Annotated in this window: 28 protein-coding genes; 8 read left to right on the forward strand and 20 right to left on the reverse strand. The window is 67.3% G+C overall.

The window, feature by feature from the left end:
* Positions 1 to 10 precede the first annotated feature (10 nt).
* Genes recO through era form a run of 3 tightly spaced genes read right to left on the reverse strand, consistent with a single transcriptional unit; the run spans position 11 to position 2537 of the window.
* Entirely contained in the window at positions 11 to 742 is a 732-nt protein-coding gene (recO, locus tag CSEG_RS13235; RefSeq protein WP_013079743.1) for a DNA repair protein RecO, read from the reverse strand.
* Positions 743 to 1594, reverse strand: coding sequence for an arylamine N-acetyltransferase family protein (locus CSEG_RS13240; RefSeq protein ID WP_013079744.1), 852 nt, complete (start codon positions 1592 to 1594; stop codon positions 743 to 745).
* Positions 1587 to 2537, reverse strand: coding sequence for a GTPase Era (gene era / locus CSEG_RS13245; RefSeq protein ID WP_013079745.1), 951 nt, complete (start codon positions 2535 to 2537; stop codon positions 1587 to 1589). The genes CSEG_RS13240 and era overlap by 8 nt, the downstream gene beginning before the upstream one ends.
* Positions 2538 to 2653: 116 nt before the next feature.
* Here era and CSEG_RS13250 point away from each other — a divergent pair, with 116 nt between their 5' ends.
* Positions 2654 to 3919, forward strand: coding sequence for an Nramp family divalent metal transporter (locus CSEG_RS13250; RefSeq protein ID WP_013079746.1), 1266 nt, complete (start codon positions 2654 to 2656; stop codon positions 3917 to 3919).
* 3 nt (positions 3920 to 3922) lie between these two features.
* Here CSEG_RS13250 and rnc read toward each other — a convergent pair whose 3' ends face one another.
* The 4 genes from rnc to CSEG_RS13270 all read right to left on the reverse strand — a co-directional run bounded on the left by rnc (position 3923) and on the right by CSEG_RS13270 (position 6749).
* Positions 3923 to 4618: a ribonuclease III gene (rnc, locus tag CSEG_RS13255; protein ID WP_013079747.1), complete on the reverse strand. Its 696-nt coding sequence runs from the start codon at positions 4616 to 4618 to the stop codon at positions 3923 to 3925.
* A gap of 9 nt (positions 4619 to 4627) precedes the next feature.
* Positions 4628 to 5470: a signal peptidase I gene (lepB, locus tag CSEG_RS13260; protein ID WP_013079748.1), complete on the reverse strand. Its 843-nt coding sequence runs from the start codon at positions 5468 to 5470 to the stop codon at positions 4628 to 4630.
* Between the two features lie 101 nt (positions 5471 to 5571).
* Complete coding sequence (gene acpS, locus CSEG_RS13265; protein ID WP_013079749.1) at positions 5572 to 5994, reverse strand: holo-ACP synthase; 423 nt, start codon at positions 5992 to 5994, stop codon at positions 5572 to 5574.
* A complete protein-coding gene (locus CSEG_RS13270; RefSeq protein WP_013079750.1) occupies positions 5991 to 6749 on the reverse strand; it encodes a pyridoxine 5'-phosphate synthase in 759 nt (252 codons plus the stop codon). Before CSEG_RS13270 ends, acpS begins: the two co-directional genes overlap by 4 nt.
* A 179-nt stretch (positions 6750 to 6928) precedes the next feature.
* Here CSEG_RS13270 and CSEG_RS13275 point away from each other — a divergent pair, with 179 nt between their 5' ends.
* Complete coding sequence (locus CSEG_RS13275; RefSeq protein WP_013079751.1) at positions 6929 to 8554, forward strand: M20 family metallopeptidase; 1626 nt, start codon at positions 6929 to 6931, stop codon at positions 8552 to 8554.
* Between the two features lie 4 nt (positions 8555 to 8558).
* On the opposite strand, the gene pyrE is transcribed toward CSEG_RS13275, so the two are convergent.
* Positions 8559 to 9143 (reverse strand): orotate phosphoribosyltransferase, encoded by a 585-nt coding sequence (pyrE, locus tag CSEG_RS13280; RefSeq protein ID WP_013079752.1) that lies wholly within the window; start codon positions 9141 to 9143, stop codon positions 8559 to 8561.
* A gap of 82 nt (positions 9144 to 9225) precedes the next feature.
* Between pyrE and CSEG_RS13285 the strand changes: the two genes are divergently transcribed.
* Complete coding sequence (locus CSEG_RS13285; protein ID WP_013079753.1) at positions 9226 to 9636, forward strand: NUDIX domain-containing protein; 411 nt, start codon at positions 9226 to 9228, stop codon at positions 9634 to 9636.
* On the opposite strand, the gene CSEG_RS13290 is transcribed toward CSEG_RS13285, so the two are convergent.
* The 5 genes from CSEG_RS13290 to folK form a co-directional block, all read right to left on the reverse strand.
* A complete protein-coding gene (locus CSEG_RS13290; RefSeq protein WP_013079754.1) occupies positions 9633 to 10721 on the reverse strand; it encodes an alpha/beta hydrolase in 1089 nt (362 codons plus the stop codon). The genes CSEG_RS13285 and CSEG_RS13290 overlap by 4 nt on opposite strands.
* A gap of 65 nt (positions 10722 to 10786) precedes the next feature.
* The gene (locus tag CSEG_RS13295; protein WP_013079755.1) at positions 10787 to 13012 is read right to left on the reverse strand and encodes a RelA/SpoT family protein; all 2226 of its coding nucleotides are present in this window, start codon (positions 13010 to 13012) and stop codon (positions 10787 to 10789) included.
* Positions 13013 to 13122: 110 nt separating this feature from the next.
* Positions 13123 to 13482, reverse strand: a complete 360-nt coding sequence (rpoZ, locus tag CSEG_RS13300) for a DNA-directed RNA polymerase subunit omega (protein ID WP_004619634.1) — start codon at positions 13480 to 13482, stop codon at positions 13123 to 13125.
* A 144-nt stretch (positions 13483 to 13626) separates the two neighbouring features.
* A complete protein-coding gene (locus CSEG_RS13305; protein WP_013079756.1) occupies positions 13627 to 14226 on the reverse strand; it encodes a YdeI/OmpD-associated family protein in 600 nt (199 codons plus the stop codon).
* A gap of 45 nt (positions 14227 to 14271) precedes the next feature.
* A complete protein-coding gene (gene folK, locus CSEG_RS13310) occupies positions 14272 to 14760 on the reverse strand; it encodes a 2-amino-4-hydroxy-6-hydroxymethyldihydropteridine diphosphokinase (RefSeq protein ID WP_167535157.1) in 489 nt (162 codons plus the stop codon).
* 48 nt (positions 14761 to 14808) lie between these two features.
* On the opposite strand from folK, the gene CSEG_RS13315 reads away from it, so the two are divergent.
* Together CSEG_RS13315 and CSEG_RS13320 are read left to right on the forward strand one after the other, a co-directional pair.
* Positions 14809 to 15405, forward strand: a complete 597-nt coding sequence (locus CSEG_RS13315) for a LabA-like NYN domain-containing protein (protein WP_013079758.1) — start codon at positions 14809 to 14811, stop codon at positions 15403 to 15405.
* Between the two features lie 2 nt (positions 15406 to 15407).
* The gene (locus tag CSEG_RS13320; protein WP_013079759.1) at positions 15408 to 16085 is read left to right on the forward strand and encodes a uracil-DNA glycosylase; all 678 of its coding nucleotides are present in this window, start codon (positions 15408 to 15410) and stop codon (positions 16083 to 16085) included.
* A gap of 39 nt (positions 16086 to 16124) precedes the next feature.
* Here the strand turns inward: CSEG_RS13320 and CSEG_RS13325 are convergent, their stop codons facing one another.
* The 4 genes from CSEG_RS13325 to glpK all read right to left on the reverse strand — a co-directional run bounded on the left by CSEG_RS13325 (position 16125) and on the right by glpK (position 20672).
* The gene (locus CSEG_RS13325) at positions 16125 to 17075 is read right to left on the reverse strand and encodes an alpha/beta hydrolase (RefSeq protein WP_106907195.1); all 951 of its coding nucleotides are present in this window, start codon (positions 17073 to 17075) and stop codon (positions 16125 to 16127) included.
* Positions 16961 to 18160 (reverse strand): Gfo/Idh/MocA family protein, encoded by a 1200-nt coding sequence (locus tag CSEG_RS13330; RefSeq protein WP_167535158.1) that lies wholly within the window; start codon positions 18158 to 18160, stop codon positions 16961 to 16963. The genes CSEG_RS13325 and CSEG_RS13330 overlap by 115 nt, the downstream gene beginning before the upstream one ends.
* The gene (locus tag CSEG_RS13335) at positions 18058 to 19110 is read right to left on the reverse strand and encodes an SMP-30/gluconolactonase/LRE family protein (RefSeq protein ID WP_041538304.1); all 1053 of its coding nucleotides are present in this window, start codon (positions 19108 to 19110) and stop codon (positions 18058 to 18060) included. Before CSEG_RS13335 ends, CSEG_RS13330 begins: the two co-directional genes overlap by 103 nt.
* Before the next feature lie 71 nt (positions 19111 to 19181).
* Complete coding sequence (gene glpK / locus CSEG_RS13340; protein ID WP_013079763.1) at positions 19182 to 20672, reverse strand: glycerol kinase GlpK; 1491 nt, start codon at positions 20670 to 20672, stop codon at positions 19182 to 19184.
* A 157-nt stretch (positions 20673 to 20829) separates the two neighbouring features.
* On the opposite strand from glpK, the gene CSEG_RS13345 reads away from it, so the two are divergent.
* The 3 genes from CSEG_RS13345 to CSEG_RS13355 all read left to right on the forward strand — a co-directional run bounded on the left by CSEG_RS13345 (position 20830) and on the right by CSEG_RS13355 (position 23308).
* Positions 20830 to 21915, forward strand: coding sequence for a DUF2336 domain-containing protein (locus CSEG_RS13345; RefSeq protein WP_013079764.1), 1086 nt, complete (start codon positions 20830 to 20832; stop codon positions 21913 to 21915).
* A gap of 31 nt (positions 21916 to 21946) precedes the next feature.
* Entirely contained in the window at positions 21947 to 22729 is a 783-nt protein-coding gene (locus CSEG_RS13350) for an NAD kinase (protein WP_013079765.1), read from the forward strand.
* A gap of 90 nt (positions 22730 to 22819) precedes the next feature.
* The gene (locus CSEG_RS13355; RefSeq protein WP_013079766.1) at positions 22820 to 23308 is read left to right on the forward strand and encodes a hypothetical protein; all 489 of its coding nucleotides are present in this window, start codon (positions 22820 to 22822) and stop codon (positions 23306 to 23308) included.
* Here the strand turns inward: CSEG_RS13355 and CSEG_RS13360 are convergent.
* Genes CSEG_RS13360 through folD form a run of 3 tightly spaced genes read right to left on the reverse strand, consistent with a single transcriptional unit; the run spans position 23305 to position 25974 of the window.
* Positions 23305 to 24708 (reverse strand): D-arabinono-1,4-lactone oxidase, encoded by a 1404-nt coding sequence (locus CSEG_RS13360; protein WP_013079767.1) that lies wholly within the window; start codon positions 24706 to 24708, stop codon positions 23305 to 23307. The two genes, CSEG_RS13355 and CSEG_RS13360, sit on opposite strands and share 4 nt — an antisense overlap.
* 13 nt (positions 24709 to 24721) lie before the next feature.
* A complete protein-coding gene (locus tag CSEG_RS13365; protein ID WP_013079768.1) occupies positions 24722 to 25081 on the reverse strand; it encodes a c-type cytochrome in 360 nt (119 codons plus the stop codon).
* Positions 25081 to 25974, reverse strand: coding sequence for a bifunctional methylenetetrahydrofolate dehydrogenase/methenyltetrahydrofolate cyclohydrolase FolD (folD, locus tag CSEG_RS13370; RefSeq protein ID WP_013079769.1), 894 nt, complete (start codon positions 25972 to 25974; stop codon positions 25081 to 25083). Before folD ends, CSEG_RS13365 begins: the two co-directional genes overlap by 1 nt.
* Between the last annotated feature and the right edge of the window lie 99 nt (positions 25975 to 26073).

The following is a 26073-nucleotide window of genomic DNA, read 5'->3' on the forward strand; positions in this document are numbered from 1 at the left end:
GTGACGGTTCTTAAAGCCTGCCCGCCTCGGTCAGCCGGTCGAGCAGCCACATCCGCGCGGGCGGCAAAGGCCGGTTCAGCGGACCGAACACGAACTGCTCCAGGAAGTGGCCGGTGATGTCGAGGCCAGCCTTCACGTCGCCTTCCGCCAAGCCGCCTTGGGACGACAGCATGAACGGCGGCAGCGGCAGAAGCTTGTCGTGATAGGGGCGACCGGCCTCGCGGCTGACGGCCCGCCCCGTGCGGGGGCTGACATAGACGAGGTCGTCGAACACGCCGGTGGCCGCGCACCGCGAGAGGTCCAGGCCAAAGCCCAGTTCCTGCAGCAGTCCAGCCTCGTAGCGGACATAGACGGCGGGCCAGATCTCGGAGACCTCCAGCACGCGGATCAGCGCCTCCAGCGCGTGGAACGCGCCGGGATGGGCTTCGCGCTCGGGCAACGCCGCGGCGGCCACGGCGGCGGCGGCCGAAAGGCCCGCCAAGGCCAGGCGATCATCGAACAGCGACGAGGGCCCCTCGCCCATCGGCTCCAGGCTGGCCGAGCCCAGCTGGTCGGACATCCTGGCCCTATAGCGCGCGATGACCCGCGCGCCAGGTTGCAGGAAAGGCTTCATCCGTCGCGAGGCTGCGCCCGCCACGTGGGCGGCGAACTTGCCGCGATCCTGGGTCAGCAGTTCGACGATCGCGCCGGTCTCGCCGTGCGAGCGCGCCGAGAGGACATAGGCTTCGTCCTCCCATTCCATCTAGGACGGCGTCCCCCAGGCCACGACCTTTTCCAGCACCGGACGCCAGTCGGCCGCGACCGGCAGGCCGATCACGTCTCGCAGGATCGCCTCCAGCTCGTCGACCGAGAGATCGCGCTGCTCGACCACCGCGCCGGTGCCGTCGCGATGGGTGAAACGGTTGTTCTTCAAGGCGTAGCGCGCGGTGGGCGTGATGCGCCCAACCGTCATGCTCCAGGTGAAATGCGAGCTGGGGTGGGTGTAGGTGAAGTAGTTGGCCTGCTCGTAGTCGATGTCGGCCCAGGCGCCCTGGGCGACCTGGTACAGCGGCGCCCACTTGCCCGAGAGATTGGCCTGGACTTGCCGCTCGGCGACGCCGCCCAGCGTGACGTCGACGATCCGGAACTGCCCGTGCGGCGTGTCCTGGACCTCGTCGGAGAACAGCTTCAGCGGGCCAGTCAGCACGCAACCGCCGAAACCGTTGTCGACCAGCCAGGTCTCGCCCTCGAGCCGGACGCCCAGCACCATGTGCGAGCGCGGACGGGGCGGCGCGCCTTCGGGGACGAGCCACTGGACGCGGGCCATCAGGCCCTCGACCTGAAAGCCCAGCGCCGTCAGCACCCGCTTCAGGAGGCCGTTCTGCTCGTAGCAGTAGCCGCCCCGCCCGGCGCCGATCAGCTTGGCGTCGATGTCGGCCGGAACAATGCTGATCCCCCGCCCCAGCAGGACGTCGAGGTTCTCGAAGGGGATGGCGTCGGGGTGCTTCAGCGTCAGGGTGCGCAGCACCGACAAGGTCGCCTCGCGCGCACCGTCATAGCCGATACGCGTGAAGTACGCGTCGAGATCGACGAGCGGCGCGGGCGCGTCAAACATCGAAATCGAGTCCGATGTCGCTGAACAGACCTCGCTCCTCGGCCCAGTTCTCCTTGACCTTCACGTGCAGGAACAGGTGCACCTTGCGATCGAGGATCTCGCACAGCTCCTCGCGCGCGGCCTGACCGATCCACTTCAGCGTCTGCCCGCCCTTGCCGATCACGATCACCCGCTGGCCGTCGCGCTCGACCAGGATGGTCTGCTCGATGCGGACGCTGCCGTCCTTGCGCTCCTCGAAGGCGGTCGTCTCGACCATGGCCGCGTAGGGCAGCTCTTCGTGGACGCGCAGGTAGACCTTCTCGCGGGTGATCTCCGCGGCCAGCAGGCGGGCCGGCAGGTCGGCGGTCTGGTCTTCCGGATAAAGCCAGGGCCCTTCCGGCATCATGGTCACGAGCTTGGCGGTCAGGTCGTCGACGCCCGCGCCGGTCTGCGCGCTGATCATGAAGACGTCGGTGTAGACGCCGGTGTCGAAGAAGTCCTTGGCGATGGCCAGCAGGGTGTCGCGCTTAATGCCGTCGATCTTGTTCAGCGCCAGGATCACCTTGCGATCGGCGGCCTTCAGGCCCTCGATGATGGTCTGGACGTCCTGGGCCGAGCGGTATTCGCCCGGCGTGGCCTTGTCGGCGCGGCTGGCCAACTCGGCCTGCACGTCCACGAGGTGGACGGTGGCTTCGGCTTCTTCCGAGCCGGCCCAGGCGGCGCGCACCATGGCGCGGTCCAGGCGACGGCGCGGGCTGAAGATGCCGGGCGTGTCGACGAGGACGATCTGGGTATCGCCAGCGATCGCGACGCCGCGGACGGGGAAGCGCGTGGTCTGGACCTTCTGGGTCACGATCGAGACCTTGGCCCCGACCATGCGGTTGACCAGGGTGGACTTGCCGGCGTTCGGCGCGCCGATGATGGCCGCGAAGCCGGCGCGGGTTTGGGAGGTGGTTTCAGTCATTGCGCGTGCGTGTAGCACTGATGGATTGGAAAATCCCGCCCCGCCTGCCTTGTGATCGCCGCTAAGCTAGGCATTGGTCTTCTCATCAGGCCCACGCAAGGGAATCGGGAAACCGCATGAGCTCGATCGAACCGGCCTTGCCCACGCCCAAGGTCCTGCGCACCCTGGGCCCCGGCTTGATCACCGGCGCGGCGGACGACGACCCCAGCGGCATCGCGACATACTCCCAGGCCGGCGCGCAGTTCGGCCTCAATATGCTGTGGACCGTGGTGCTGACCTATCCGCTGATGGTCGCCATCCAGTCGATCAGCGCCCGCATCGGTCGCGTGACCGGGCATGGCCTGTCGACCAACCTGGCGAGGGTTTTTCCCGGTTGGGCGGTGATGAGCTTGGTGGCCCTGCTGTTCATCGGCAACGCGATCAACATCGGCGCGGACCTCGCCGCCATGGGCGCGGCGGCGCGCCTGGTGACGGGCTGGAACGAGCACGCCCTGACCATCGGCTTCGCGATCGTCAGCCTGCTGCTGCAGGTTTTTGTGCCCTACCATCGCTATGTGAAGCTGCTGAAATGGCTGACCATGGCGCTGTTCGCCTACGTCGCGGTCGTCTTCACCGTGAAGATCGACTGGGCGCAGGTCGCGCTCCACACCGTCTGGCCGCAGCTACCCAAGAGCGGCTGGATCGTCGTCGTGGTCGCCGTGTTCGGCACCACCATCAGCCCCTACCTCTTCTTCTGGCAGAGCTCCGAGGAGGTGGAGGACGAGGAAGCCAAGGGCGAGGCCCCGCTGATCGACGATCCGACAGACGCGCCGGCGGAGCTGAGGCGCATACGGTGGGACACTCTCGTCGGCATGGGCGTGTCGAACCTGATCGCGTTCTTCATCATCCTGACCACCGCCGTGACCCTGCACGCCAGCGGCGTCACGGACATTCAGACCACCGAGCAGGCGGCCGAGGCGCTGCGCCCCGTGGCGGGCGAGCTCGCCTTCCTCCTGTTCGCGCTCGGCGTCGTCGGGACCGGCCTGCTCGCCGTGCCGGTGCTGGCCGGCTCCGTGGGCTACGCCCTGGGCGAGTTGCGCGGCTGGAAAAGCGGTCTCGAGCACAAACCTACGGAGGCGAAGGCCTTTTACACCGTGATCGCCGCCGCGATCGTGATGGGCCTGCTGGTCGACTATTCAGGTCTTGATCCGATCAAGGCGCTGTTCTGGAGCGCGGTGATCAACGGCGTCATCTCGGTGCCGATCATGGCCGCGATGATGGTGGTGGCCAGCCGCAAGGCCCAGATGGGAGCTTTTGTCGCCACGCCCGCTCAGAAGCTCTTCGGCTGGCTTGCGACAGCCGTCATGAGCCTGGCGGTCGTCGCCATGTTCATGACGTTCTAAGGATCAGCCCGCCCGCTCGCGCTCCAGCAAAGCCTTGGCGGCGGCTTTCTCGGCCTCCTGACGCGACTTGCCCTTGGCCATGGCGGGATCGACGCCGGCCACGACGACCTCGACCGTGAACACCGGCGCGTGGTCTGGGCCGGTGCGATCCAGGACACGATAGGTCGGCAGCGGACGCCCCTTGCCCTGCGCCCATTCCTGCAGCGCGGTCTTGGGATCGCGCGGGCGCCCCTCGCCGGCCCGGTCGAACTCGTCAGCCCACAGGCTAAGGAACACCCGCCGCGCCGCGTCGAGCCCGCCGTCCTGATAAAGAGCCGCCATCAAGGCTTCGGTGGCGCCGGCCAGGATCGACTCGGTCTCGCGGCCGCCGATCTTGCTGGACGACGCCGAAAGGCGCAGCGCAGGGCCTAACTCGGCCACTCGCGCCACGCGGGCGCAGGTCTCGCGGCTGACCAGGGCGTTGAGACGCGGCGCGAGCTCGCCCTCCTTGGCCTTCGGGAACCGCTGGGCCAAGGCCTCGGCGGCCAGGAGACCCAGCACACGGTCGCCGATGAACTCCAGCACCTCGTTGTCGCGAACCTTCTTGGCCCCATCGCCGACGCTGGCGTGGGTCAGGGCGCGCTCGAGAAGTTCGCGATCCTCGAACTGGTGACCGATCCGGCGCTCCAGATCGCCGACGGCGGTGGCGCGCCTATCCATGAGCCGAAATCACTTCAGGACGTGGAAGAAGCGGCTGGGACGCGCGTCCAGGAACCAGGTCCAGGGCTTGAACAGGCTGGCTTCGGCGTTCCACGACAGCAGGATGATCTGGGCGCGGCCGACCAGGTTCTCTTCCGGCACGAAACCGACGCCGACCTCGTCGCCGATGTATTGGTCCAGCTCGTAGTCCCACTTGCAGGCGCTGGTCTTGAACGGCGAGACGCCCGGATCAAAGCGGCTGTCGGCCGAGTTGTCGCGGTTGTCGCCCATGAAGAAGTAACAACCCGCCGGCACCGTATAGACGCCGGTGTTGTCGCCGCGGCTGTCCGGACCGAAGTCCTGGGTCTTGTACTGGCGGCCTTCGGGGTTGGTTTCCTCGAAGCGCTGGACCTGCTGGGTGAAGCCGTAGCCGGTGTCCACCAAGGCCGGCGGCAGCGGCTTGCGCGGCAGTTCCTTGCCGTTGATGAAGACCGCGCCGCCACGGATTTGGATCTTGTCGCCGGGCATGCCGATCAAGCGCTTGATGTAGTCGGTGCGGTTGTCCCGCGGCAGCTTGAACACGACGATGTCGCCACGCGTCGGCGCGTGATTGAAGATCCGACCCTTGATGATCGGCGGGCTGAACGGGATCGAGTGCCGGCTCCAGCCATAGCTGAACTTCGACACGATGATGTAATCGCCCTGATAGAGGTTCGGCTCCATCGAGGCCGACGGGATCGTGAACGGCTGGAACAGCAGGACCCGCAGCACGAGAGCGATGCCCAGGGCGTAGGCGACGGTCTTGATGATCTCGATGAGCTCGGCGACGGCGCCCTTCTCTCCGGGCGGTGGCGTGTCGGCGACGTCGGTCATGCGGGCGCTGAGCTCTTCGAAAAGGACGGTCCGGCGAACCGGATGTGGCTTTGCTAGACGGGGTTGCCGCGACGGGCAAGTGCGGGCGCGTTAGCCGCCGTTTACGGCGAAGGTTGGACCGACTGCCCCGCCGGCAGCGCCTCGATGATCACGAACGCCTGGGCGTAGGGATGGTCGTCGGTCAAGGAGAGGTGGATCACCGCCTCCATCCCGGGGGGTGTCATGGCCTTAAGGCGCTCCAGCGCGCCCCCAGTCAAAGCCATGGTCGGCTTGCCCGACGGCAGGTTGACCACGCCCATCCCCGCCAGGTGAACACCGCGCTTCAGACCCGTTCCCAGCGCCTTGGAACAGGCCTCCTTGGCCGCGAAACGCTTGGCGTAGCTGGAAGCGCGGTCCGGCTTGCGCTCGGACCGTTTGCGCTCGACCTCGGTGAAGACCTTGTTGGTGAAGCGATCGCCGAAGCGCTCGAGGGACTTCTCGATCCGACGGATGTCGCAGAGATCCGAGCCGATCCCGATGATCATGCGGCCAGCTCCACCCGCGCGGCGTCCATCAGGGCGCGCATGCGCTGGATGGCCTGGGGCAAGCCGACGAAGATCGCCTCGCCGATCAGGAAGTGGCCGATGTTAAGCTCGGCGATCTCCGGGATCGCGGCGATCGGCTTGACCGTGGCGTAGTCGATACCGTGACCGGCATGGACCTCCAGGCCAAGTTCCGCAGCCAGGGCCGCGCCCACCTTGAGCCTTTGCAGGATCGTCTCGGCGCGGGAAGCCTCGCCCGCGCGCGCCGCGTCGCAATAGGCGCCGGTGTGCAGCTCGACCACCTGAGCGCCCGCCGCCGCCGAGGCTCGGATCTGCTCGGGATCCGGCTCGATGAACAGGGAGACACGGGCGCCGACGGTGCGAAGCCGGGCCGTGGCGGCGACGATCCGCGCCTGCCCCTTGATCACGTCCAGGCCGCCCTCGGTGGTGACCTCTTCGCGACGCTCTGGCACGAGGCAGGCCGCATGCGGCTTGGCGCCGAGCGCGATCTCGACCATCTCGTCGGTCACGGCCATCTCGAAATTCAGCGGCTTGCCCCGCTTGTGGCAGAGGTCGGTCAGCACGGCGATATCGGCGTCGCTGATGTGGCGGCGATCCTCACGCAGGTGAGCGGTGATGCCGTCGGCGCCGGCGGCGAGCGCCAGTTCGGCGGCGCGCACTGGCTCGGGATACCACGACCCCCGCGCGTTACGGATCGTAGCCACGTGATCGATGTTGACGCCCAGTCGCAAGCTCATCCGTCTTCCCGTCCTTCGGCCGCGTCGCGGGCGGACCCAGGGCGGTCCGCCACTGACCTATAAGCCCAGCCGCTTGGCTGTGCAGGTGGGAATTTCCCACGCCGGCGCCAGGGGCGCGAATAGACAAACCGTCCAAGGCGCCCGATCGTCCACCGGCTTGACCTTGGGGGGATACGATCATGAGCTTTCAGAAAACCTGGCTCGCCGCGACGGCGGGCGCCCTTGCGCTTGTCCTGGCGGGCGGCGCGACCGCCGCTGACGTCTCGGCCAGCAAGCTGAAGGCTCTCAAGGCCGAGACGGTCGTGGGCGTCGAAAGCCGCGCCAAGCTGGCGCAGGTCATGAACGACAAGATCTTCTCGTTCGGCGAGCTCGGCTTCCAGGAGATCGAGACCTCGGCCTACATCACCAGGGTGCTGGAGGAGAACGGCTTCACCATCCAGCGTGGCGTCTCCGGCATTCCGACCGCCTGGATCGCCACCTGGAAGCACGGCCAAGACGGCCCGACCATCGCGCTGGGTAGCGACCTCGACTGCATCCCCAAGGCGTCCCAGAAGCCGGGCGTCCCTTGGCATGACCCGATCATCCCGGGCGCGCCCGGACACGGCGAGGGCCATAACTCGGGTCAGGCGCTGAACGTCGTCGCCGCCCTCGCCGTCAAGGACGCGATGGTCAAGCACGATATCGCCGGCACGCTGGTGCTGTGGCCTGGCGTGGCCGAGGAGTTGGTGGCCGGCAAGGCCTACATGGTCAGGGACGGCGCCTTCAAAGGCGTGGACGCCACCATCTTCACCCACGTGGGCTCGAACCTGCAGACCAGCTGGGGAGCGGCGTCGGGCACGGGCCTTGTCTCGGTCAAGTATAACTTCCACGGCGAATCCGCCCACTCGGCCGGCGCGCCCTGGCGCGGCCGCAGCGCGCTGGACGCCGTCGAGCTGATGGACATGGGCTGGAATATGCGCCGCGAGCACCTGAAGCCCGAGCAACGCTCGCATTACGTCATCACCGACGGCGGCGACCAACCGAACGTCGTGCCGTCCGAAGCGACCGTCTGGTACTATTTCCGCGAGCAGAGCTTCGACGCGATCAGGAAGAACTGGGAGATCGGCAACAAGATCGCCAAGGCGGCGGCCGACATGACCGACACCAAGGTCGACTACGCCATCGTCGGCACCGCGGCCCCCCGCTACTTCAATCGCCCGATGGCCGAGGCGGCGCAGAGGAACATCGAGGTCGTCGGCCTGCCCAAGTGGAGCGATGACGAACAGGCCTTCGCCAAGGCGGTGCAGACCAATGTCGGCTCGACCAAGAAAGAAGGCCTCGACGTCAAGCTGAAGGGCTTGAAGGCGCCGGAGGAAAAGCCCGAAAGCGGCGGTTCGGACGACATCGGCGACATCTCGTGGATCATGCCCACGATCACCATCAACTATCCGGCCAACATCCCCGACCTGCCCGGCCACCACTGGGCCAACGCCATCGCCATGGCGACGCCGATCGCCCACAAGGGCGTCGTCGCGGGCTCCAAGGTGGTGGCGATGACGACCCTGGACCTGCTGACCCAGCCCAAGCTGCTGGCGGAGTCGAAGGCCTACTTCACCAACGTCCAGACCAAGACGCAGAAGTACGTGCCGATGTTGTCGGCGACGGACAAGCCGCAGGTGCAGATCAACGCCGAGACCATGGCGCGCTTCCGGCCCGAGATGAAGAAATACTACTACGATCCCGAAAAGTACGGGACGTATCTGGAGCAACTGGGCGTCGCCTGGCCGGTCAAGCAGCTGACGCCGCCGGCTCAGGCGAAGCCGTAGGGGATCAGCTCTTTAGCCGGCGGCTGCCGGGGTCCTCGATCGGGATCGCGGCCAGCTCCGGCGGCAGGGCGTCGGCCGGATAGGCTGGGACCTCAAGGCTGGCCAGCGCGATCAGCGGCACGCCGACGTCGGCCTTGCCGCCCGAGCGGTCGACGATGCAGGCCGCCGCCACGACGTCGCCGCCAGCGTCCTTGATCGCCTGGATGCACTCGCGCGACGACAGGCCGGTGGTGACGATATCCTCGACCATCACGACCTTCTGGCCGGGCTCCAGGTGGAAGCCGCGGCGGAACTTGAAGCCGCCGCTCTCGCGCTCGACATAGATCGACGGCACGTTCAGGTGACGGGCGGTCTCGTAGCCCGGGATGATGCCGCCGACGGCCGGTGAGACGGCCACGTCGACCTGGCCGACGGTGGCGATGATCTTCTGGGCCAGCGCCTTGCAGAGGCGCTCGCAGCGCTCGGGCCGCATGAACACCAGGTTCTTCTGCAGGAAGACGGGGCTGTGCAGGCCGCTGGACAGCACGAAGTGGCCTTCGCGAAGAGCGCCGGCCGCGCGGAATTCGTCGAGAACGTCGTCGTTGGTCATGGGCCGTCGATATAGCTCAGGCGGCCGAGTCTACAAACGCTGGCTTGCGCCTCGGCATCGTTTCGGGCTCTACCGCCCTCCTATGAGCGAAGACATCCACCGCCCCCGCGTCGGCTGCGGCGCAGCCATCCTCGACGACCAGGGCCGCCTGCTGCTGGTCAAGCGCGTCAAGAACCCCGAGGCCGACCACTGGGGCGTTCCCGGCGGCAAGCTGGACTGGGGCGAGGCGGCCAGCGCCTGCGCCGAACGCGAGATCGAAGAAGAACTCGGCGTGCGCATCACCGCCGGCCGCGTCCTGGCGGTCACCGACATGGTCGCGCCGGACTATCACTGGGTGGCGATCACCTACCGCGTCGACGCCTTCGAAGGAGAGCCGTCGATCCAGGAGGCCCATGCCCTGCGCGAATGGGGCTGGTTCGCGCTGGACGCCCTGCCCTCGCCCCTGACCGCCGCGACACGCGACGCCGTGGCGGCGTTGAAGGCGACAGCCTAGGCTGGCCCGACCTCGATCCGCCACACCCGCCGCTCGCCAATCCATTGGCGATGGGGAAAGGCGTCGATGTCGACATCACCCAGCACCTGTCCGATATCGCCGACCATGGCGGGGCTATCGACATAATAGCTGTGCTGGATCAGGGGATCGGCGACGCCGGCCACGCGACGGCAATCGACCAAGGCCACCTTCTTCGGCAGCAAGTCGATCAATCGTGGCCCGTCCGCGCCCAGCCGGTCTGGATTGGTCTTCGTCTTGTCCGATATCCAGAGCGCCCGGTCCCTTGGATTGAAATAGACGGTGACGCGTTTGCCCAGGCGGGGAAGCAGCTTCAGCTTGGTGTCATATTCGAAGGTGTCATCGTCCTCGTCGGGCGAGGCCAATACGATCTGATCGAAGAGGCGGACAAGGCCGTCGGCATCCTTGGCCAAAAGCGCCTGCAGACCTTGGCGCAGCACGTAAGCCCCCATGCTGTGCGCCATCAGGTGCAGGCCGCGCTCGCAAAGGATGGACGGGGCGTCGATGGGGCGCTGAGCGTCCGCCCGATAAAGGAACGCGAGAAAGTCACGGAGTTTCAGATACGTGCGCGCCAGCGCCGGTCCTGACGCGCGGGCGTCCTCGCGGTCACTGTAGTAGGACATGAACGGCACCTTCTCGCCGTCCGAAGGCCAACTGAACACCACCACATTGAGCGACTGCACGTCGTTTCCGTCGGCTGGCAGGGCGTGGACTTGTCGCGCCAGAAGCGCGCCCGCCTCCAGGGCTTCGTTGAAGCTGACATTGAACCCGTGGATGAAGACCAGCGTGTCGCGTCCCGCGCACATGGCCTGGCGAACACCCTCCAGAAGCAAGCCGCCGCCCCTGGTGAGGTCTGGTTCGGTCAGGGGGTCCGGCGTCGATTGGATGTCCTCGTAGACCTTGACCCTGGCGCCATCCTTGACCTTCTTCACCCCCTCGTCGAAATCGACGTGCCCGAACCGCAAGGCCGCCACGCCGTGCTGGTTGAAGCGCGGCCCGAAGACAGCACTGACGTTGTCCGGTTGATGGTTGCGATTGGTGGCGAAGTAGACGCGCACGGCTCCCATGATTGCCCCCTTGGCTTGATCGCCAAGAGAGTGCTCTTTTTACGGGAAGCCAGCAACGGCTCAGCTTAGCCGCGCGTCCGATCCACCGTCTCCACGGAGGGACAGGCCCGCAGCGCGGCCTGGATGTTCGTCAGGTGCTTGGCGTCTCGGACCTCGACGTCGATGTCGGTGTCGAAGAAGTCGCTCTGCCGGTGATGCATGCGCAGGTTGACGATGTTGCCGCCGGCTTCGCCGATGATCGTGCAGACCTGACCCAGCACGCCGGGCGCGTTCTGGATGGTCGCGTGCAGGCGCGTCAGCGAGATCGTCGAACGCTCGGCTTCGGGCGTCCAGTTCAGGTCGCGCCACAGCTCCTCGCGGTCCTCGAACTCGGCGAGGCGCGGGCAATCGATCGTGTGGACGTCCAGCCCCTCGCCGTCCTCGCGGAGGATGCCGACGATGCGATCGCCGGGCACGGGGCTACAGCAATGGGCGAAGTGCAACGAGACGCCGGGGGTCAGTCCGCCGCCGCCGACGTATAGCGTCGCGTCCTTGCCGCCCTCGATCTTGCGACGCGCCGTGGCGGCTTCGCGATCGGCGTCCTTCATGCCCGGATAGGCGGTTTCGAGCACCTGGCTGGGCGAGACCCGGCCACGACCGACCGCGTCAAACAGAGCTTCGTCGGTATCCAGCGCGAACCGTTCCAAGATCGGCCGCAGCGAGACGTCCTTGAGCTTCTTGCCGGCGCGCTCGAAGACCTGCTCTAGCGACGCCTTGCCCAGACGCAGGAACTCTTCCTTCTCGGCCTGACGGATATGGCGGCGGATGGCCGAGCGGGCGCGGCCCGTGACCGTCAGCGAGCGCCAGTCCGGCGGCACCACGGGCTTGGAGCCGCGCACCACCTCGACCACGTCGCCATTGACCAGCGGCGTGCGCAGCGGCTTCAGCTCGCCGTTGATCTTCACGCCGATGCAGGTGTCGCCGACGTCGGTATGGACAGCGTAGGCGAAGTCCAGCGGCATGGCCCCACGCGGCAGGCTGACCAGCTTGCCCTTGGGGGTGAACACGAACACCTGGTCGAGGAACATTTCGAGCTTGGCGTGCTCGACCAGCTCTTCGCTGTCGCCGCCGTGCTCCAGCACCTGGACCAGCTGGCGCAGGTTGGCCAGCGGGTCGCGGCCGCCGGCGGCCTCCATGCCTTCCAGGTCGAGGCCGTACGAGGCGTCCTTGTAACGGAAATGGGCGGCGACGCCCTCTTCGTTGACGCGGTCCATCGCCTCGGTGCGGATCTGCATCTCGATGCGCATGCCGCGCGGTCCGACCACGGTCGTGTGCAGCGAGCGATAATTGTTCCGCTTGGGCGTCGAGATGTAGTCCTTGAACCGGTCAGGCACGCTGGACCAGGCGCGGTGAACGACGCCCAGCGCGCGGTAGCAGTCCTCCTCGCTGTCGACGATCACGCGGAAGGCGTAGATGTCCGACATCTGCGAGAAGCCGATCGACTTGCGCTGCAGCTTGCGCCAGATCGAATAGGGCGACTTTTCCCGACCGAACACTCGCGACGGCAGGTTGGCCGACTCCAGGCGCGCCGAGATTTCCTGGCTGACCAGCGCCACCGCGCCGCCCTGCTCTTCACGCAAGGCGTCCAGGCGGCGGAGGATGGCGTCGCGCGCGACGGGGTTGGTGTGCTGGAAGGACAGTTCCTCCAGCTCCACGCAGATGCGATGGCAGCCGATGTTGCGAGCCAGCGGCGCGTAGATGTCGCGCGTCTCGCGGGCGATGCGCTCGCGCTTGGCCTGGTTCTTGATGAAGTGCAGCGTCCGCATGTTGTGCAGACGGTCCGCCAGCTTGACCAGGAGGACGCGCACGTCCTTGGAGATCGCCAGGATGAACTTGCGCAGGTTCTCGGCCTGACGCGTGTGCTCGGCCTGGAGCTCGAGCTTGGAAAGCTTGGTGACGCCCTCGACCAGCTCGGCGATCTCTTCGCCGAACAGCTGGGCGATCTCCTCCTTGGTGACCGGGGTGTCCTCGATCACGTCGTGCAGCAGCGCCGTGACGATGGTCGCCGTGTCGAGCCGGTATTCGGTGAGGATGCCCGCCACCTCGATCGGGTGGGCGTAGTAGGGGTCGCCGCTGGCCCGGGTCTGCGAGCCGTGCATGCGCATGGCGTAGACATAGGCGCGGTTCAGCAGCGCCTCGTTGGCGGTCGGATCGTAGGCGTGGACCCGCTCGATCAGCTCGTACTGGCGAAGAAACTTGGGGCGCGGCTTGGCCGGAGCGGCTGGCGCCGGCGCGGGCTCGGCGGGAGCCACAGACGACGACGCGCCCGATTCGGCCCCAATAGGAGCGGAATCTGGCGCGCGTTGGGATGAAGCGGCGTTAGCGACCGCTTCCAGAGTGAGAGGGTCTGCGCCTTCGGGGCTCAGTACCGCTCCTCCTGGCCGCCGTCGCGGTCGCTCTGCAGAGCGCGGACCAGTTCCAGCTCGCTCATCTGCATGTGGCTCGGATCAGCCAGCAGGGCCAGGGTTTCGGCCTCTTCCTCGGCTTCGGTGTGCTCGTCGACGCGTTGCAGCGTCGTGATCAGGTGCTCCTTGAGCCCCTCGTGATCGATCACGTCGTCGGCGATCTCGCGCAGGGCCACGACCGGGTTCTTGTCGTTGTCGCGGTCGACCATCAGGGCCGCGCCGGCGGAGATGCCACGCGCGCGGTGCGCCGACAGCAAAACGAGCGCGAAGCGGTTCGGAACCTTCTCGACGCAATCTTCGACGGTGACGCGGGCCATGAGTTCCTCGGGCTGCGGTTATCTAACGCAAAATAGGCTTCCGTGCGGCGACGCGCAACGCCGCGCACGATCATCAGCTTTTGCGAGCGGGCGCTTATGCCCGCTTCGGGGGTCAATGTCCAGCGCCGCCGTGCGCGGCAGCCTTCAGCGCGACTTCTGGGGATAGATCGTTTCGCCCCGCTCCAGCATGGCCACGAAGCTCTCGATTTTCTTCCTACGGCCAGCAGGGGTCTTCATATTGTGGGTGCGAAACGCCAGGGCGAAGCGGTTCTGCTCAGTCAGGCGGCCCAGCATGGCGCACGCCGCAGGACTGGCGTCGATCGCCGCCTGAAGATCGTCGGGGATCTTCATGCCCTTTCCGCTCCCGTAGGCTCGATTCCAACGGCCGTCGGCCTTGGCCGCCTCGACCTCGCGCAAGCCATGCGCCGTCATGCGTCCCTCGCCGATTAGGCGGGCGACATTGTCGACGTTGATCTGGCTCCAGATGCTCTTCCTGGCGCGCGGCGTGTAGCGCTGCAGATAGCTGCGTGCGTCGAAACTCTTCTTCACGCCGTCGATCCAGCCCCAGCACAGCACTACGTCGATCGCCTGAACGGGCGTGATGGACGGCAGCCCCGAGGATAGCTTGTGGATCTTGATCCACACCTCGGCTTGGCGGTCGTGATGCCGCGACAGCCAGTCGTAGAAAGCGTCGGCGTCCGCGAATTCGCGGACATGCGCCGGATTGACCTCGATGGCGGCCATGATGCGTTCTCCAGGATGTCGCGGCCTGCCCTACCAGACCCGACGTCAGGCCTTGGCGACAGGCCGCGCATCGCGCCCGACTGTGGCCGTCGCCGCCAAGTGAGAAGCCGTCTCGCCAATGACCGGATGTGTCCAGGCCGAGGCGAGCTCCGCCAACGGCCCCATGACGAACAGCCGCTCGTGGGCGCGCGGATGCGGCACGACAAGGTCAGCATCCAACACCGAGCGGCCGTAAGCGATCAAGTCCAAGTCCAGGGTGCGGGCCGCGTTGGCCTGCCCCCTCGCCCGCCCGAACCGCGCCTCGATCCGGTGCAAGGCCGCCAGGACTTCCTGGGGCGATAGCGCCGTCCTGACGATGGCAACGCCGTTCAGGTACTCAGGCCCCGCCGGGTCCGGCCAGGCGGCCGAGCGCCACCAGTTCGAGACCGCAACACGGTCCAGCCCCTCCCGCGTCAAAGCGACAAGGGCGGCTTCCAACAAGGCTTCGCGACTCGTATAGGCTCCCGCCAGATTGCAGCCGAGCGCCACGATCACGGCCTCGTCCAAGTCATTTTCAGCGACCTGATTTTTCAAGGAATTACCGTGACCTTCTATCCGACAGACCGCATCGCCCTGTTCATCGATGGGGCCAATCTCTATTCCGCCGCCAAGGCGCTGGGCTTCGATATCGATTATCGCAAGCTGCTCGACGAGTTCAAAAAGCGCGGCGTCCTGATCCGGGCCTATTACTACACCGCCATCGCCGAGAACGACGACTATTCGCCGATCCGCCCGCTCGTGGATTGGCTGGACTACAACGGCTTCACCCTGGTGACGAAGCCGGCGCGAGAGTTCACCGACAGCCAGGGTCGCAAGCGCTGGCGCGGCGACATGGACATCGAGATCGCCGTCGACATGCTGCAGATGGCCGAGACCGCTGATCACCTGGTCCTGTTCTCGGGCGACGGCGACTTCCGCGCCCTGGTCGAGGCTGTCCAGCGCAAGGGACGCCGCGTCACCGTGGTCTCGACCATGAAGAGCCAGCCGCCGATGACCAGCGACGACCTCCGCCGGCAGGCCGACAACTTCGTCGATCTCGCCGACCTCGGCGGCATCATCGGTCGACCGCAACGGGTTCAGTCGCGCCAGATGTCGGACAATCGCACCCCGGCCGAGCGCGAAGCCGAGGACGAGTACTAGGCATGGCGCAGGTCTCGAACATTCTGGGCGAGGTCGTTCCCAATCCGGCCGAACCGCCGCGCGACTGCCCGCTCTGTCCCCGGCTTGTCGCCTATCGGCGCGAGAACCAGGACCTCTATCCCGACTGGTTCAACGGCCCAGCCCCGTCGTTCGGCGACAAGGACGCGCGGCTGCTGGTCGTGGGCCTCGCGCCCGGTCGCAAGGGCGCCAACCGCACGGGCCGGCCGTTCACGGGCGACTACGCCGGGACCCTGCTCTACGACACCCTGATCAAGTTCGGCTTCGCGACCGGCAAGTTCGAGGCGCGGCCTGATGACTCGCTGAATCTGGTCGGCAGCGCGGTCACCAACGCCGTCCGCTGCGCTCCGCCCGGCAACAAGCCCGAGACCTCGGAAGAGAACAATTGCCGCCCGTTCCTGACGACGCGGCTGGAGATGTTCCCGAACCTGAAGGCCATCGTCACCCTCGGCGACGTCTCGCGCCGCAACGTCCTGAAGGCCCTAGGCCTAAAGGCCTCGGCGGGTATTCCGGGCCATGGTTCGGAGTTCCAGGCGGGGCCCTACCGCATTTTCAACAGCTATCACTGCTCGCGGCTCAACACGAATACCGGCCGCCTGACGACGCCGATGTTCGAGGAGCTGTTCGCGCGAGTGAAGGCGTATCTGGACGAGGCCGCCTAGCGCGGCAAACCAAAGAGATAGAGCCTGCCCGGGCAGGCTCTATCGCGGCTTCATCCAGCCGTTGTCGTTCAGCCAGTCGATCAGCAGGTTCGGCCAGTGCTTGAACGAGGCCTGCTCCTTGCGCAGGCCCATGTTGAAGGCGTGACCGCCGGCCTGGAACAGGTGCAACTCGACCGGGACCTTGGCGGCCCGGAACTTGGGCAAGAGGTCGACGAGCGGCGCCGAGCAGCATTCGTCGTCGTTGGCGGCGACCATGAAGGCGGGCGGCGCGTCGGCCGGCACCTTATCCGGCACGCCCAGCGGGCCCGGATAGACCAGCACCTGGAAGTCCGGCCGAGCGCTGACGTTGTCGATCGCATCGATCTTTGGATCGCCCGCCTTCGCGCCCTCGTAGATTTCGAGGTTCGCCGTCTCTCCGCCGGCCGAGAAGCCCATCAAGCCGATCCGCTTGGGATCGACCCCGTATTCGGCGGCGTGAGCGCGAACCCAGCGCACGCCCCGCACAGCGTCCTGACGCGCATGCTCGATCGTGTAGGGCGAACCCTCTTCGCGGAACAGCCGGTACTTGACGATGAAGACCGCCACCCCGGCGGGGTTCATCACCTTGGCGACGTCCGTGCCTTCCGAGCGGATCACCAGGATCCTGTGACCACCGCCCGGCAGCACGACCAGCGCCGCGCCGGTGGCGATCTCCTTGGGCGGCAGATAGACCGTCACCGACGGGTTGTTGATGCTCCTGAGCCAGTAGTCGCCGGGGACCTCGGGAATGTCCTTGCGGCTCTCGAAACCCGGCGCGCCGTTGGGCCACAGCGGGATCTGCTGCTGGGCCAGGGCCGCGCCTGGCGCCAGCAGCGCGGCGGCCAGGAGCAGCCCCTTCACAGCCTGACCGTCCGTCCCTCGCGGGCGGCGCGGTAGATGGCCTCGATCACACGCACGTCCTTCAGCCCCTCCTCGCCTCCGACGATCGGCTCGCGGTTCGTCAGGATGCACTCGGAGAGGTGGTCCAACTGAGCCGAGAACTGGTTCTTCGGCTGCGGCGCCGGCTCGCGCGGCGCGGGAGGTCCACCCAGCGCCGTCCGCATCGCTTGGCCCTGGTAGCTGGTGGCCGGGTCGAGCTCGATGAAGCCCTTCGGCCCCGAGACCCGATAGCGGTTGAAGTTAGCGGTATAGGCCGAACCGCACTGAGCCGTGGCGCCCGATGGGAACAGGAGCTGGAAGTTGATGATGTCCTCCACCTCCTTGAAGCGCGGGTTCGAACGGTCCGTGGACTCGATGGCGTTGACGGCCACGGGCTCCTCGCCGGTCAGATAACGGGCGGCGTTCAGGCTGTAGATGCCGATGTCCATCAGGCTGCCGCCGCCCGACAGCGCCTTCTTCAGGCGCCATTGGGTGGGATCGCCGATCGTGAAGCCGTGGTCGGTCGAGATGTGCCGCACCGGGCCGATCGCGCCGTCGCGGATCAGCTTGATGGCCTCGATGTTGTGCGCCTGGAAGCGGCTGCGATAGCCGATCATCAGCTTGCGGCCGGCCTTCTTGCAGGCGGCGATCATCGCCTCGCAGTCGGCCGACGAAGTCGCCATCGGCTTCTCGCACATCACGTGCTTGCCCGCCTTGGCGGCGCGCTCGGTAAAGGTGCGATGCAGGCTGTTGGGCGTGACGACGTAGACGATGTCGACATCCGGATTGTCGACGATCTTGTCGAAGGTCTCGTAGCTGTAACGGTGACTCTCGGGGATCCCGTACTGCTCGCCGAACGTCTTGAGCTTCTCAGGCGTGCCGCTGACCAGCGCGACGAGCTTGGAATGCTCGCACTCAGCGAAGCGCGGCATGATGATCCTGGTGGCGTAATAGCCAAGACCCAGGATCGCGTAGCCCAGCTTGCGGTCCGTCTGGCGGGCCAACGCGTCCAGCGGTCCCGCCGCGGCGGCGGCGGCCAGCCCGGAGGCGATGAAGGTTCGCTTGCTGATCGTGCTCATCGCTTCGCTCCCGTGAGACCCGACGTCAGGGTGCGGACCCGCGCCAGGACGTGATTGGATGTCAGGAACAGCGTGTGGCCGTCCTCGCCGAAGGTGCAGTTGGCGGTCGGGAACCCGGTCTCGATCACGCCCAGAAGCTCGGCTTCCGGCGATAGGATCAGAACCCCGCCCGGACCCGTCGCAAACAGCCGTCCGTGGGCGTCCACCCGCATCCCGTCGGGCAAGCCGGGGCCGCCCGCCTTCTGCAATTCGCTGGCGTCGAAGAAGACCTTCCGCGAAACCGGCAGTCCATCGCGACCAAGGTCGTAGGCCATGATGATCGGTCCTTTGGGATCGGACACCGCCACGTACAGGCGCTTCTCGTCCGGCGACAGGGCGACACCGTTCGGGAAGGTCAGCTTGTCGTCGACCAGCGCCACCTCGCCGTTCGGACGGCGCAGATAGACCCCGTTGAACGGCAGCTCCTTGACCGGCGAGGCGTCCAGCCCCTCCAAGCCGTAGGGCGGATCGGTGAAGTAGATAGATCCCTTCGGGTCGCCCAGCCGCGCGACGATCAGGTCGTTGGGACTGTTGAACCGCTTACCCTGGAAGCGGTCGGCCAGGACGGTCTTGGCCTTGGTCTTCAGGTCGACCTTGGAGACCGCGCGGTTGCCGTGGTCGCAGACCAGGAGCTCGCCCGTGAGCGAGAGGGTCATGCCGTTGGTTCCCGGCTCGCGGAAGACCTTGGTGGGCGGACCAGCATAGCCCGAGGGCTGAAGGAAGATGCTTTTCCCGTCCTTCTCGCTCCACCGGTACATCACGTTGCCCGGCACGTCCGAGAACAGCAGGTACCCGCCGTCGGGAATCCACACCGGGCCCTCTGACCAGATCATGCCGTCGGCCAACTGCTCGATCACCGCGTCGGGCGCGATGACGGAGTCCAGCTCCGGCGACAGCCGCCGGATGCGGCCTATGCCAGGGAAAGCGCGCGTCGCGGCTTCTGCGGTCATCGATCGTCCTCCGGCGATCAGGGCGGCTCCAGCGGCGAGCACGGCGCGTCGGGTCGTCATGGTGGCGGTCTCCGCTTCTTGTTTCGTCGCCTAGAAATCATGACAGCGATGTCACGGCAACGCCCAAAACCTCAGGACCGGACGCGGGGCACCGCATCCAGCCAACGCGCGTAGGCGGCCTCGCGGTCGTGCTCCCTCAGCGTGGGCTTGAGCGTCTCGGCCGCGGGGCTGACCTCGGCCGCTTCCGCCACGCTGGCGTAGAGACCCGCGCCGACCCCGGCGAACAGCGCCGCGCCCAAGGCCGTGGTCTCCTGATAGCTGGACCGGCGCACGGACACGCCGGTGAGATCCGCCAAGCGCTGGGAGAACCAGGCGCTCCGCGACATGCCGCCGTCGATGCGCAGCTGAGCCGCTTCGCCGAACGCGCCCGGCGCGTCGGCGCGCATCGCCTCGATCAGATCGCGGCTCTGCAGAGCGCAGGCGTCATAGGTGGCCGCCGCGATCTCGGGCAGGCCGGCGTCGCGCGTCAGGCCAAAGATCGCGCCGCGCGCGCCGGCGTCCCACCAGGGCGCGCCGAGGCCCGTGAAGGCCGGCACGACCACGACGCCATGGTCGCTCTTGGCGGCGCGGGCCAATGCCTCGGCCCCGCGCGGACCGCCGGTGACGCCCAGCCCCTCCCCCAGCCATTGGATCGCCGCGCCGGCGACAAAGATCGAGCCTTCCAGGGCGTAGGTCGTCTTGCCGTTGACCCGCGCCGCCACGGTGGTCAGCAGGCGCGAGCGCGAGACGCACTTCTCCTCGCCGGTGTTGATCAGCATGAAGCAGCCGGTGCCGTAGGTCGCCTTCATCAGGCCCGGTGAAACACAGCCCTGCCCCATCAAGGCCGCTTGCTGATCACCAGCGACACCACGGATCGGAACCGACCGTCCCAGGACCTCGTCCTCGACCACGCCGTAGTCGTCGGCGCAGTCCAGCACCTTCGGCAACAAGGTCGCCGGCACATTGAACAGCGTCAGCATCTCCTCTGACCAGTCCTGGGCGCCGATGTCGAACAGCAGCGTGCGGGAGGCGTTCGTCGCGTCGGTCGCGTGCACCGCACCGCCCGTCAGCCGCCAGATCACCCAGCAGTCCATGGTGCCGCACAGCAGCTCGCCGGCCTCGGCGCGAGCTCGAGCGCCTGGGACGTGGTCGAGAAGCCAGGCGATCTTGGTCGCGGAGAAATAGGGATCGAGCAGCAGGCCCGTGATCTCGGCCACACGCGGCTCGCGGCCTTCGGCCTTGAGCTTGGCGCAGACCTCGGCCGTGCGCCGATCCTGCCAGACGATGGCGGAGTGGATCGGACGGCCGGTATGACGGTCCCAAACCACGACGGTCTCGCGCTGGTTGGTCACACCGATGGCGGCGATGTCCGCCGCGCGTCCCGAGGTCTCGGCGGCCTCACGCATCACGGCCACGCAAGCGGCGTAGATTTCCTCGGCGTCATGCTCGACCCAACCGTCGTGAGGATAGTCCTGGCGAAGCGGTCGCGAGGCCTCGGCCAGGGCCCGCCCCTCGTGATCGAACAGAATGGCGCGCGTGCTGGTCGTGCCCTGGTCCAAGGCCAGGATCAGGTTTTGCGCCATGCCGGCGTCCTCCCTTGCAAACGGCCGCCGGTCTCGATTCACGCCGACGCCACGGTCGCCTTTAAGCATGTTTTCATTTGCCCTCCACAAGGTCATCCTTGTGGAGCCTTCGGATTCGAGGAGTCGGGCCATTCCAGCCGTCGAGATTTCCACGCTTATGACGCTGGCTCGCAGTCGCGAGCCGGGAGATCGTGAGCGTCTGCTCACCGGGATCATCGACCTGTGCGAGGCTGGCCGCGCCCGAGGCGAGCCGACACATCCCGATGTCCAGGCCCTCCTCAACTCCATCTTCATGACCTTGGTCGTCGAGGCCGAGCGCGATATCCGGCATCGCCTGTCGGAACGTCTCGCCGACGCCGACTGGGCGCCGTCGGCCCTGATCAACATCATGGCCCTCGACGAGATCGAGATCGCTCGCCCGATCATCGCCCGCAGCCCGGTCCTCAACGATCACGATCTGGTCCGCCTGCTGGTCCAGGCGACGCTGGAGCATCAGATCGAGATCGCGCGGCGTCCGCGCCTGTCTCCGCCGGTGATCGACGCGATCATCGAGCGCGACGAGCCGGCGGTCCTGACCGCCCTGGCGGCCAACGACACCGCGGAGATCTCCGACCAGGCCATGCAGAAGCTCGTCGACCGCTCGCGCGACGTGGTCGCCCTGCGCTCGCCGCTCGCCCGTCACCCGCGAATGTCCAGCGAACTGGCCGAGCAGCTCTACGTGCTGGTGGGCCACGCCCTGCGCGAGGCGCTGGCCACCCGCTTCCATCTCGACACCGTCCGCATGCAGGGGGCGCTCGAAGAAGCCCTTCGCGCCGCCCACCGCGGCGAGACCGACATCGAGGTCGGCCCCATCGAACAGGACGAAGACCGCGAGGACATGGAGCGCTCTCTGATCGAGAAGCTCGACTCCGCCGGCCAGCTTCGTCCAGGCTATCTGTTGCGAGTGCTCCGCGAAGGACGGTTGCAGCTGTTCATCATGGCCCTGGCGCGCCTGGGCGAGTTCGAGCCGCCGCAGATCCGTCGCGCGATCGACAGCGCCAAGCCGGAGCTTCTCGCTCTGGCTTGTTCGGCCGTCGGCATCGACCGCAGCGTATTCCCGACCATCCTGGAGCATGTCCGCCAGCTGAACGGCGGCCGCCCGGGCGGCGGCGACGAAGGCTTGCGCCGCGCCAACAGCGCCTTTGGCCCCTTCACGCCGGACATCGCCGGCATGGCCTTCCGCCAGGCCGTCGGGGCGGTTTGACAAGCGCCGAGGCTTGCCGCCTCTTGGCGCCATGTACCAGCCGCAACCCTTCGTGACTCGCCTGACCTTCAAGTCCAGCGACCGCCCCGAAGCCCAGGAAGCTCTCGAACGGCTGACCGCACGTTACGGCGATGTCGGGGAGGACAACGCCCAGGTCATCGTCGCCCTGGGCGGCGATGGTTTCATGCTGGAGACGCTGCACGAGGCCATCGCCTCGCAGACGCCGATCTACGGCATGAACCGCGGCTCGGTCGGCTTCCTGATGAACGAGTACAGCGAGGACGGCCTGCTGGAGCGGATCAACGCCGCGGAACGGGCCGTCATCCATCCGCTCGCCATGGTCGCGATCGACGCCCGCAGGACGCAGCATCGCGCCCTGGCGATCAACGAGGTGTCTCTGCTGCGCCAAACCCGCCAGACGGCCAAGCTGCGCATCTCGATCGACGGTAAGGTGCGGATGGGCGAGCTGGTCTGCGACGGAGCCCTGCTGGCGACCCCAGCGGGCTCGACCGCCTACAATCTTTCGGCGCACGGCCCGATCATTCCGATCGACGGCCATGTCCTGGCCCTGACCCCGATCAGCGCCTTCCGCCCTCGCCGTTGGCGCGGCGCGCTGCTGCCGCAATCGGCCCGCGTCACTTTCGAAGTGCTCGAGGCCGACAAGCGTCCAGTCAGCGCCGTGGCCGACAACTTCGAAGTCCGGGACGTCGTGGAGGTTCACATCTCCGAGGATCGTGGAACCTCGCTCGCCATGCTGTTTGACGCCGGGCGCAGTCTGGAAGAGCGGGTGCTGGCCGAGCAGTTCTCAGCCTGAGACGTTGAGTCGCGGTAGGTGCGGTCTCACTCAATGTTAACGCCTGCTATGGTAGCGACTCCCGACCATACCGCCGCTGGGGAGGCGATCGTGACGAACAAGACCACCGCCGAGGTGATCCAGGTGCCAAACATGCTGAAGCTCAAGGTGGGCGGGCGTGGCGGCATCGACATGGCCGCGATCGCCAAGGCCGAGGCCGCGCTGAAGAGCCTGTCCGGCAACTTCGCCCAATGGCTGGACGACGAGATCATCAAGCTGGAGGCCGCGCGCCAAGCCGTCCGCACCGAGGGCCTCACCGCCGAAACCGTCGAGACGCTGTATCTTCGCGCTCACGACCTGAAAGGCCTGGGCGCCACCTACGAGTTCCCGCTGATCACGCGCCTGTCGGCTTCGCTCTGCAAGCTGATCGACGACCCGGCGACGCGCCTGTCGGCCCCCATGTTCCTGGTCGACGCCCACATCGATGCGATCAAGGCCTGCGTCCGCGACGATATCCGCGTCGACACCCATCCGGTCGGCCGCCCGCTCGTCACCGAGCTGGAAGCCCGCGTCGCCGAGTATCTTGGCTCGGCCGCCTAGGTCAGCCCGAACAACCCCTTCAGATACGGGTTGAGCATCCGGCCTTCCGGATCCAGTTCCTGGCGGACGGCCAGAAAATCGTTCCAGCGCGGATAGAGCGCCGCCAGCTGCTGTCCCCGCAGCGTGTGCAGCTTGCCCCAGTGCGGCCGCCCCTCGTAACGGCGGAAGATGGGCTCCACGAGGCTGTAGAGGAAGCTGAAGTCGTCGCGGTAGTAAGCGTGCACCGCCACCGAGCCGCGCGTTCCGCCCTGGAACGGCGAGAGCCAGGCGTCGTCCGCCGCGATCCGCCGGGCTTCGATCGGGAAGAAGACATCGGGACGCTCCTTCTCGATGGTCCGCACCACCTCCTCCAGCGCCTTCAGCTGGTTCTCGACCGGCAGGTGGAACTCCATCTCGTTGAAGCGCACCGGCCGTTCGGTCGACAGCAGTTTCCAACCCTCGTCGACCGCCGTCTCGGGCTTGGCGGTGGACAGCAGCGCCTTGGCGGCCGCCTTGCGCACCGGGGTCGCGAAACCCAGCAGGTTGCGCAGCCCCTTCAGCGCCTCGAGGAACTCGGTGTCCTGGTCGGGACCGCGCGCCAAGGCTGGCTCGTCGGTCTCGTCATGGCTGATGTTGGCGGCCAGACCCGTGAACGGCACGGCGTAGAATTCGAAGTTCCGGTGCTGGGCCCAGCGCACCTCGGCGTTGGCCAGCGCCTCGTCGAAAGGCTCCAGCCAGACCCGGCGGCGCAGGCGGCGGTTGGCGCTGGTCTTGATCCGCACCTGGCTGATGACGCCCAGCGAGCCCAGAGAGACGCGGGCGGCCTGGAACACCTCGGGATTATTGTCCGCGTCGGCGTCGATGACCTGGCCCGAGGGCGTGACGAGCCGCAGGCCCGTGACGTCCCCGTGCAGCGCCGGAATCTTCGTCCCCGTGCCGTGCGTGGCCGTGCCTAGCGCGCCGCCCAGCGACTGCTTGTTGATGTCGGGCAGGTTCGGCAGCGCCCTGCCCTTCTCGGCCAGCATGGGTCCCAAGGCGCCCAGCCGCGTGCCGGTGCGAACGATCGCGGCGTCGCCCTCCCAGCCGACGACGCCGGCCATGGCGTCCAGCGAGACCAGGGTCCCGGTCGTCGGCGCCAGGGCGGTGAAGGAGTGGCCCGCGCCCACCGGGCGGATCGGCCCCTGAGCGGTCTTGAGGGCCAGGGCCAGCTCGCCCTCGTCCTTGGGCGCCAGGCGGGCGGCGGGATAGGCGTTCTGGATGCCCGACCAGTTGCGCCAGAGCAGCTTGCCGTCGGCGTTGACCGAGGGCGGCGACGGCGGTTCGGGCTTGTCTCCGGTGGCGACCTTGTAAGCGCCCGCGCCGCCGGCGACCACCGCAACGCCTGTCCCGCCCGCGATCAGGGCCCCTCGCCTGGAGATCATGTTTCCGCCCGTTCTATTTCGCGGAGTCTTCGCGCCCCGCCATGAATCGTATCAGGGCCTTGAAATCGTCCGGCGTGCAAGTGGCGCATTGGCCGGTCGCCGGCATGGCGTTGAAGCCCTGGATCGTGTGATCCAGCAGCACGGCCTCACCCTGCTTCCAGCGCGGGTCCCAGGCCGCCCGATCATGCACCATCGGAGCGCCCGTCTCCGGCATGGCGTGACAGGCGCGACAAGAGGTTTCGTAGAGCGCGGCCAAGCGCGCGTCGGCCGGACGCAGCGCCAGGGCCTGCTCGGGCGTCGGCGGCGGCGGAGGCTTGGCCCCGCACGCGGCCAGGATCAGGGCGGAGGCGACAAGGACGGCCCCCCGCTTCATCAGGCGATCCCCGACAGGCGCTTGGCCGCCGTCAGCGTGTTGGCCAAAAGGCAGGCGATGGTCATGGGCCCCACTCCCCCCGGAACCGGCGTGATCGCGCCGGCGACCTCCTTAACCTCGTCGAAGGCGACATCGCCGACAAGGCGGGTCTTGCCCGCGGCCGCGGCCGCCGGGTCGCGGGCCGGATAGCGGGTGATGCCGACGTCGATCACGGTGGCGCCCGGCTTGACCCAGTCGGCCTTGACCATCTCGGCGCGGCCCACGGCGGCCACGACGATGTCGGCTTGGCGGACGATGCCCGGCAGGTCCTTGGAGCGCGAGTGAGCGATGGTGACGGTGCAGTCGGCGGCCAGCAGCATCTGGGCCATCGGCTTGCCCATCAGGTTCGAGCGGCCGATCACGACGGCGTTCTTGCCGGAGAGATCGCCCAGCGTGTCCTTCAGCAGCATCATGCAGCCCAGCGGCGTGCACGGCGTCAGGGCCGGCAGGCCGCTGGCCAGCCGTCCGGCGTTGGTCACGGTCAGCCCGTCGACGTCCTTGTCGGGCGACAGGGCCGCGACGACGTCCATCTGGCTGATGTGCGGCGGCACCGGGAACTGGACCAGCACCCCGTGGATCTTCGGATCGGCGTTGAGCTTGGCGACGACCGCCAGCAGCTCGTCCTGGCTCGTGTCAGCCGGCAGGCGGTGGGTCTCGGAGTACATGCCGGCCGCTTCGGTCTGCTCGCCCTTGTTGCGGACATAGACCTGGCTGGCGGGGTCCTCGCCGACCAGCACGACGGCCAGTCCCGGCGTCACGCCATGCTTGGCCTTCAGCTCAGCCACGTCCTCGGCGATCTTGGCCCGCAGATCGGCCGCGAAAGCCTTGCCGTCGATGAGTTTAGCCTGCGCCATGGGGGTTCTCCTGCTTGACCCGTCCCTAGCCGCTCGTTGCGTGTCACGCAACGCCGCCGCCAAGGGCTTGACCCGAACCGTCGGGGAGCGTTTTCCAGG

The sequence above is a fragment of the Caulobacter segnis ATCC 21756 genome, from assembly GCF_000092285.1.
GTDB lineage: Bacteria > Pseudomonadota > Alphaproteobacteria > Caulobacterales > Caulobacteraceae > Caulobacter > Caulobacter segnis.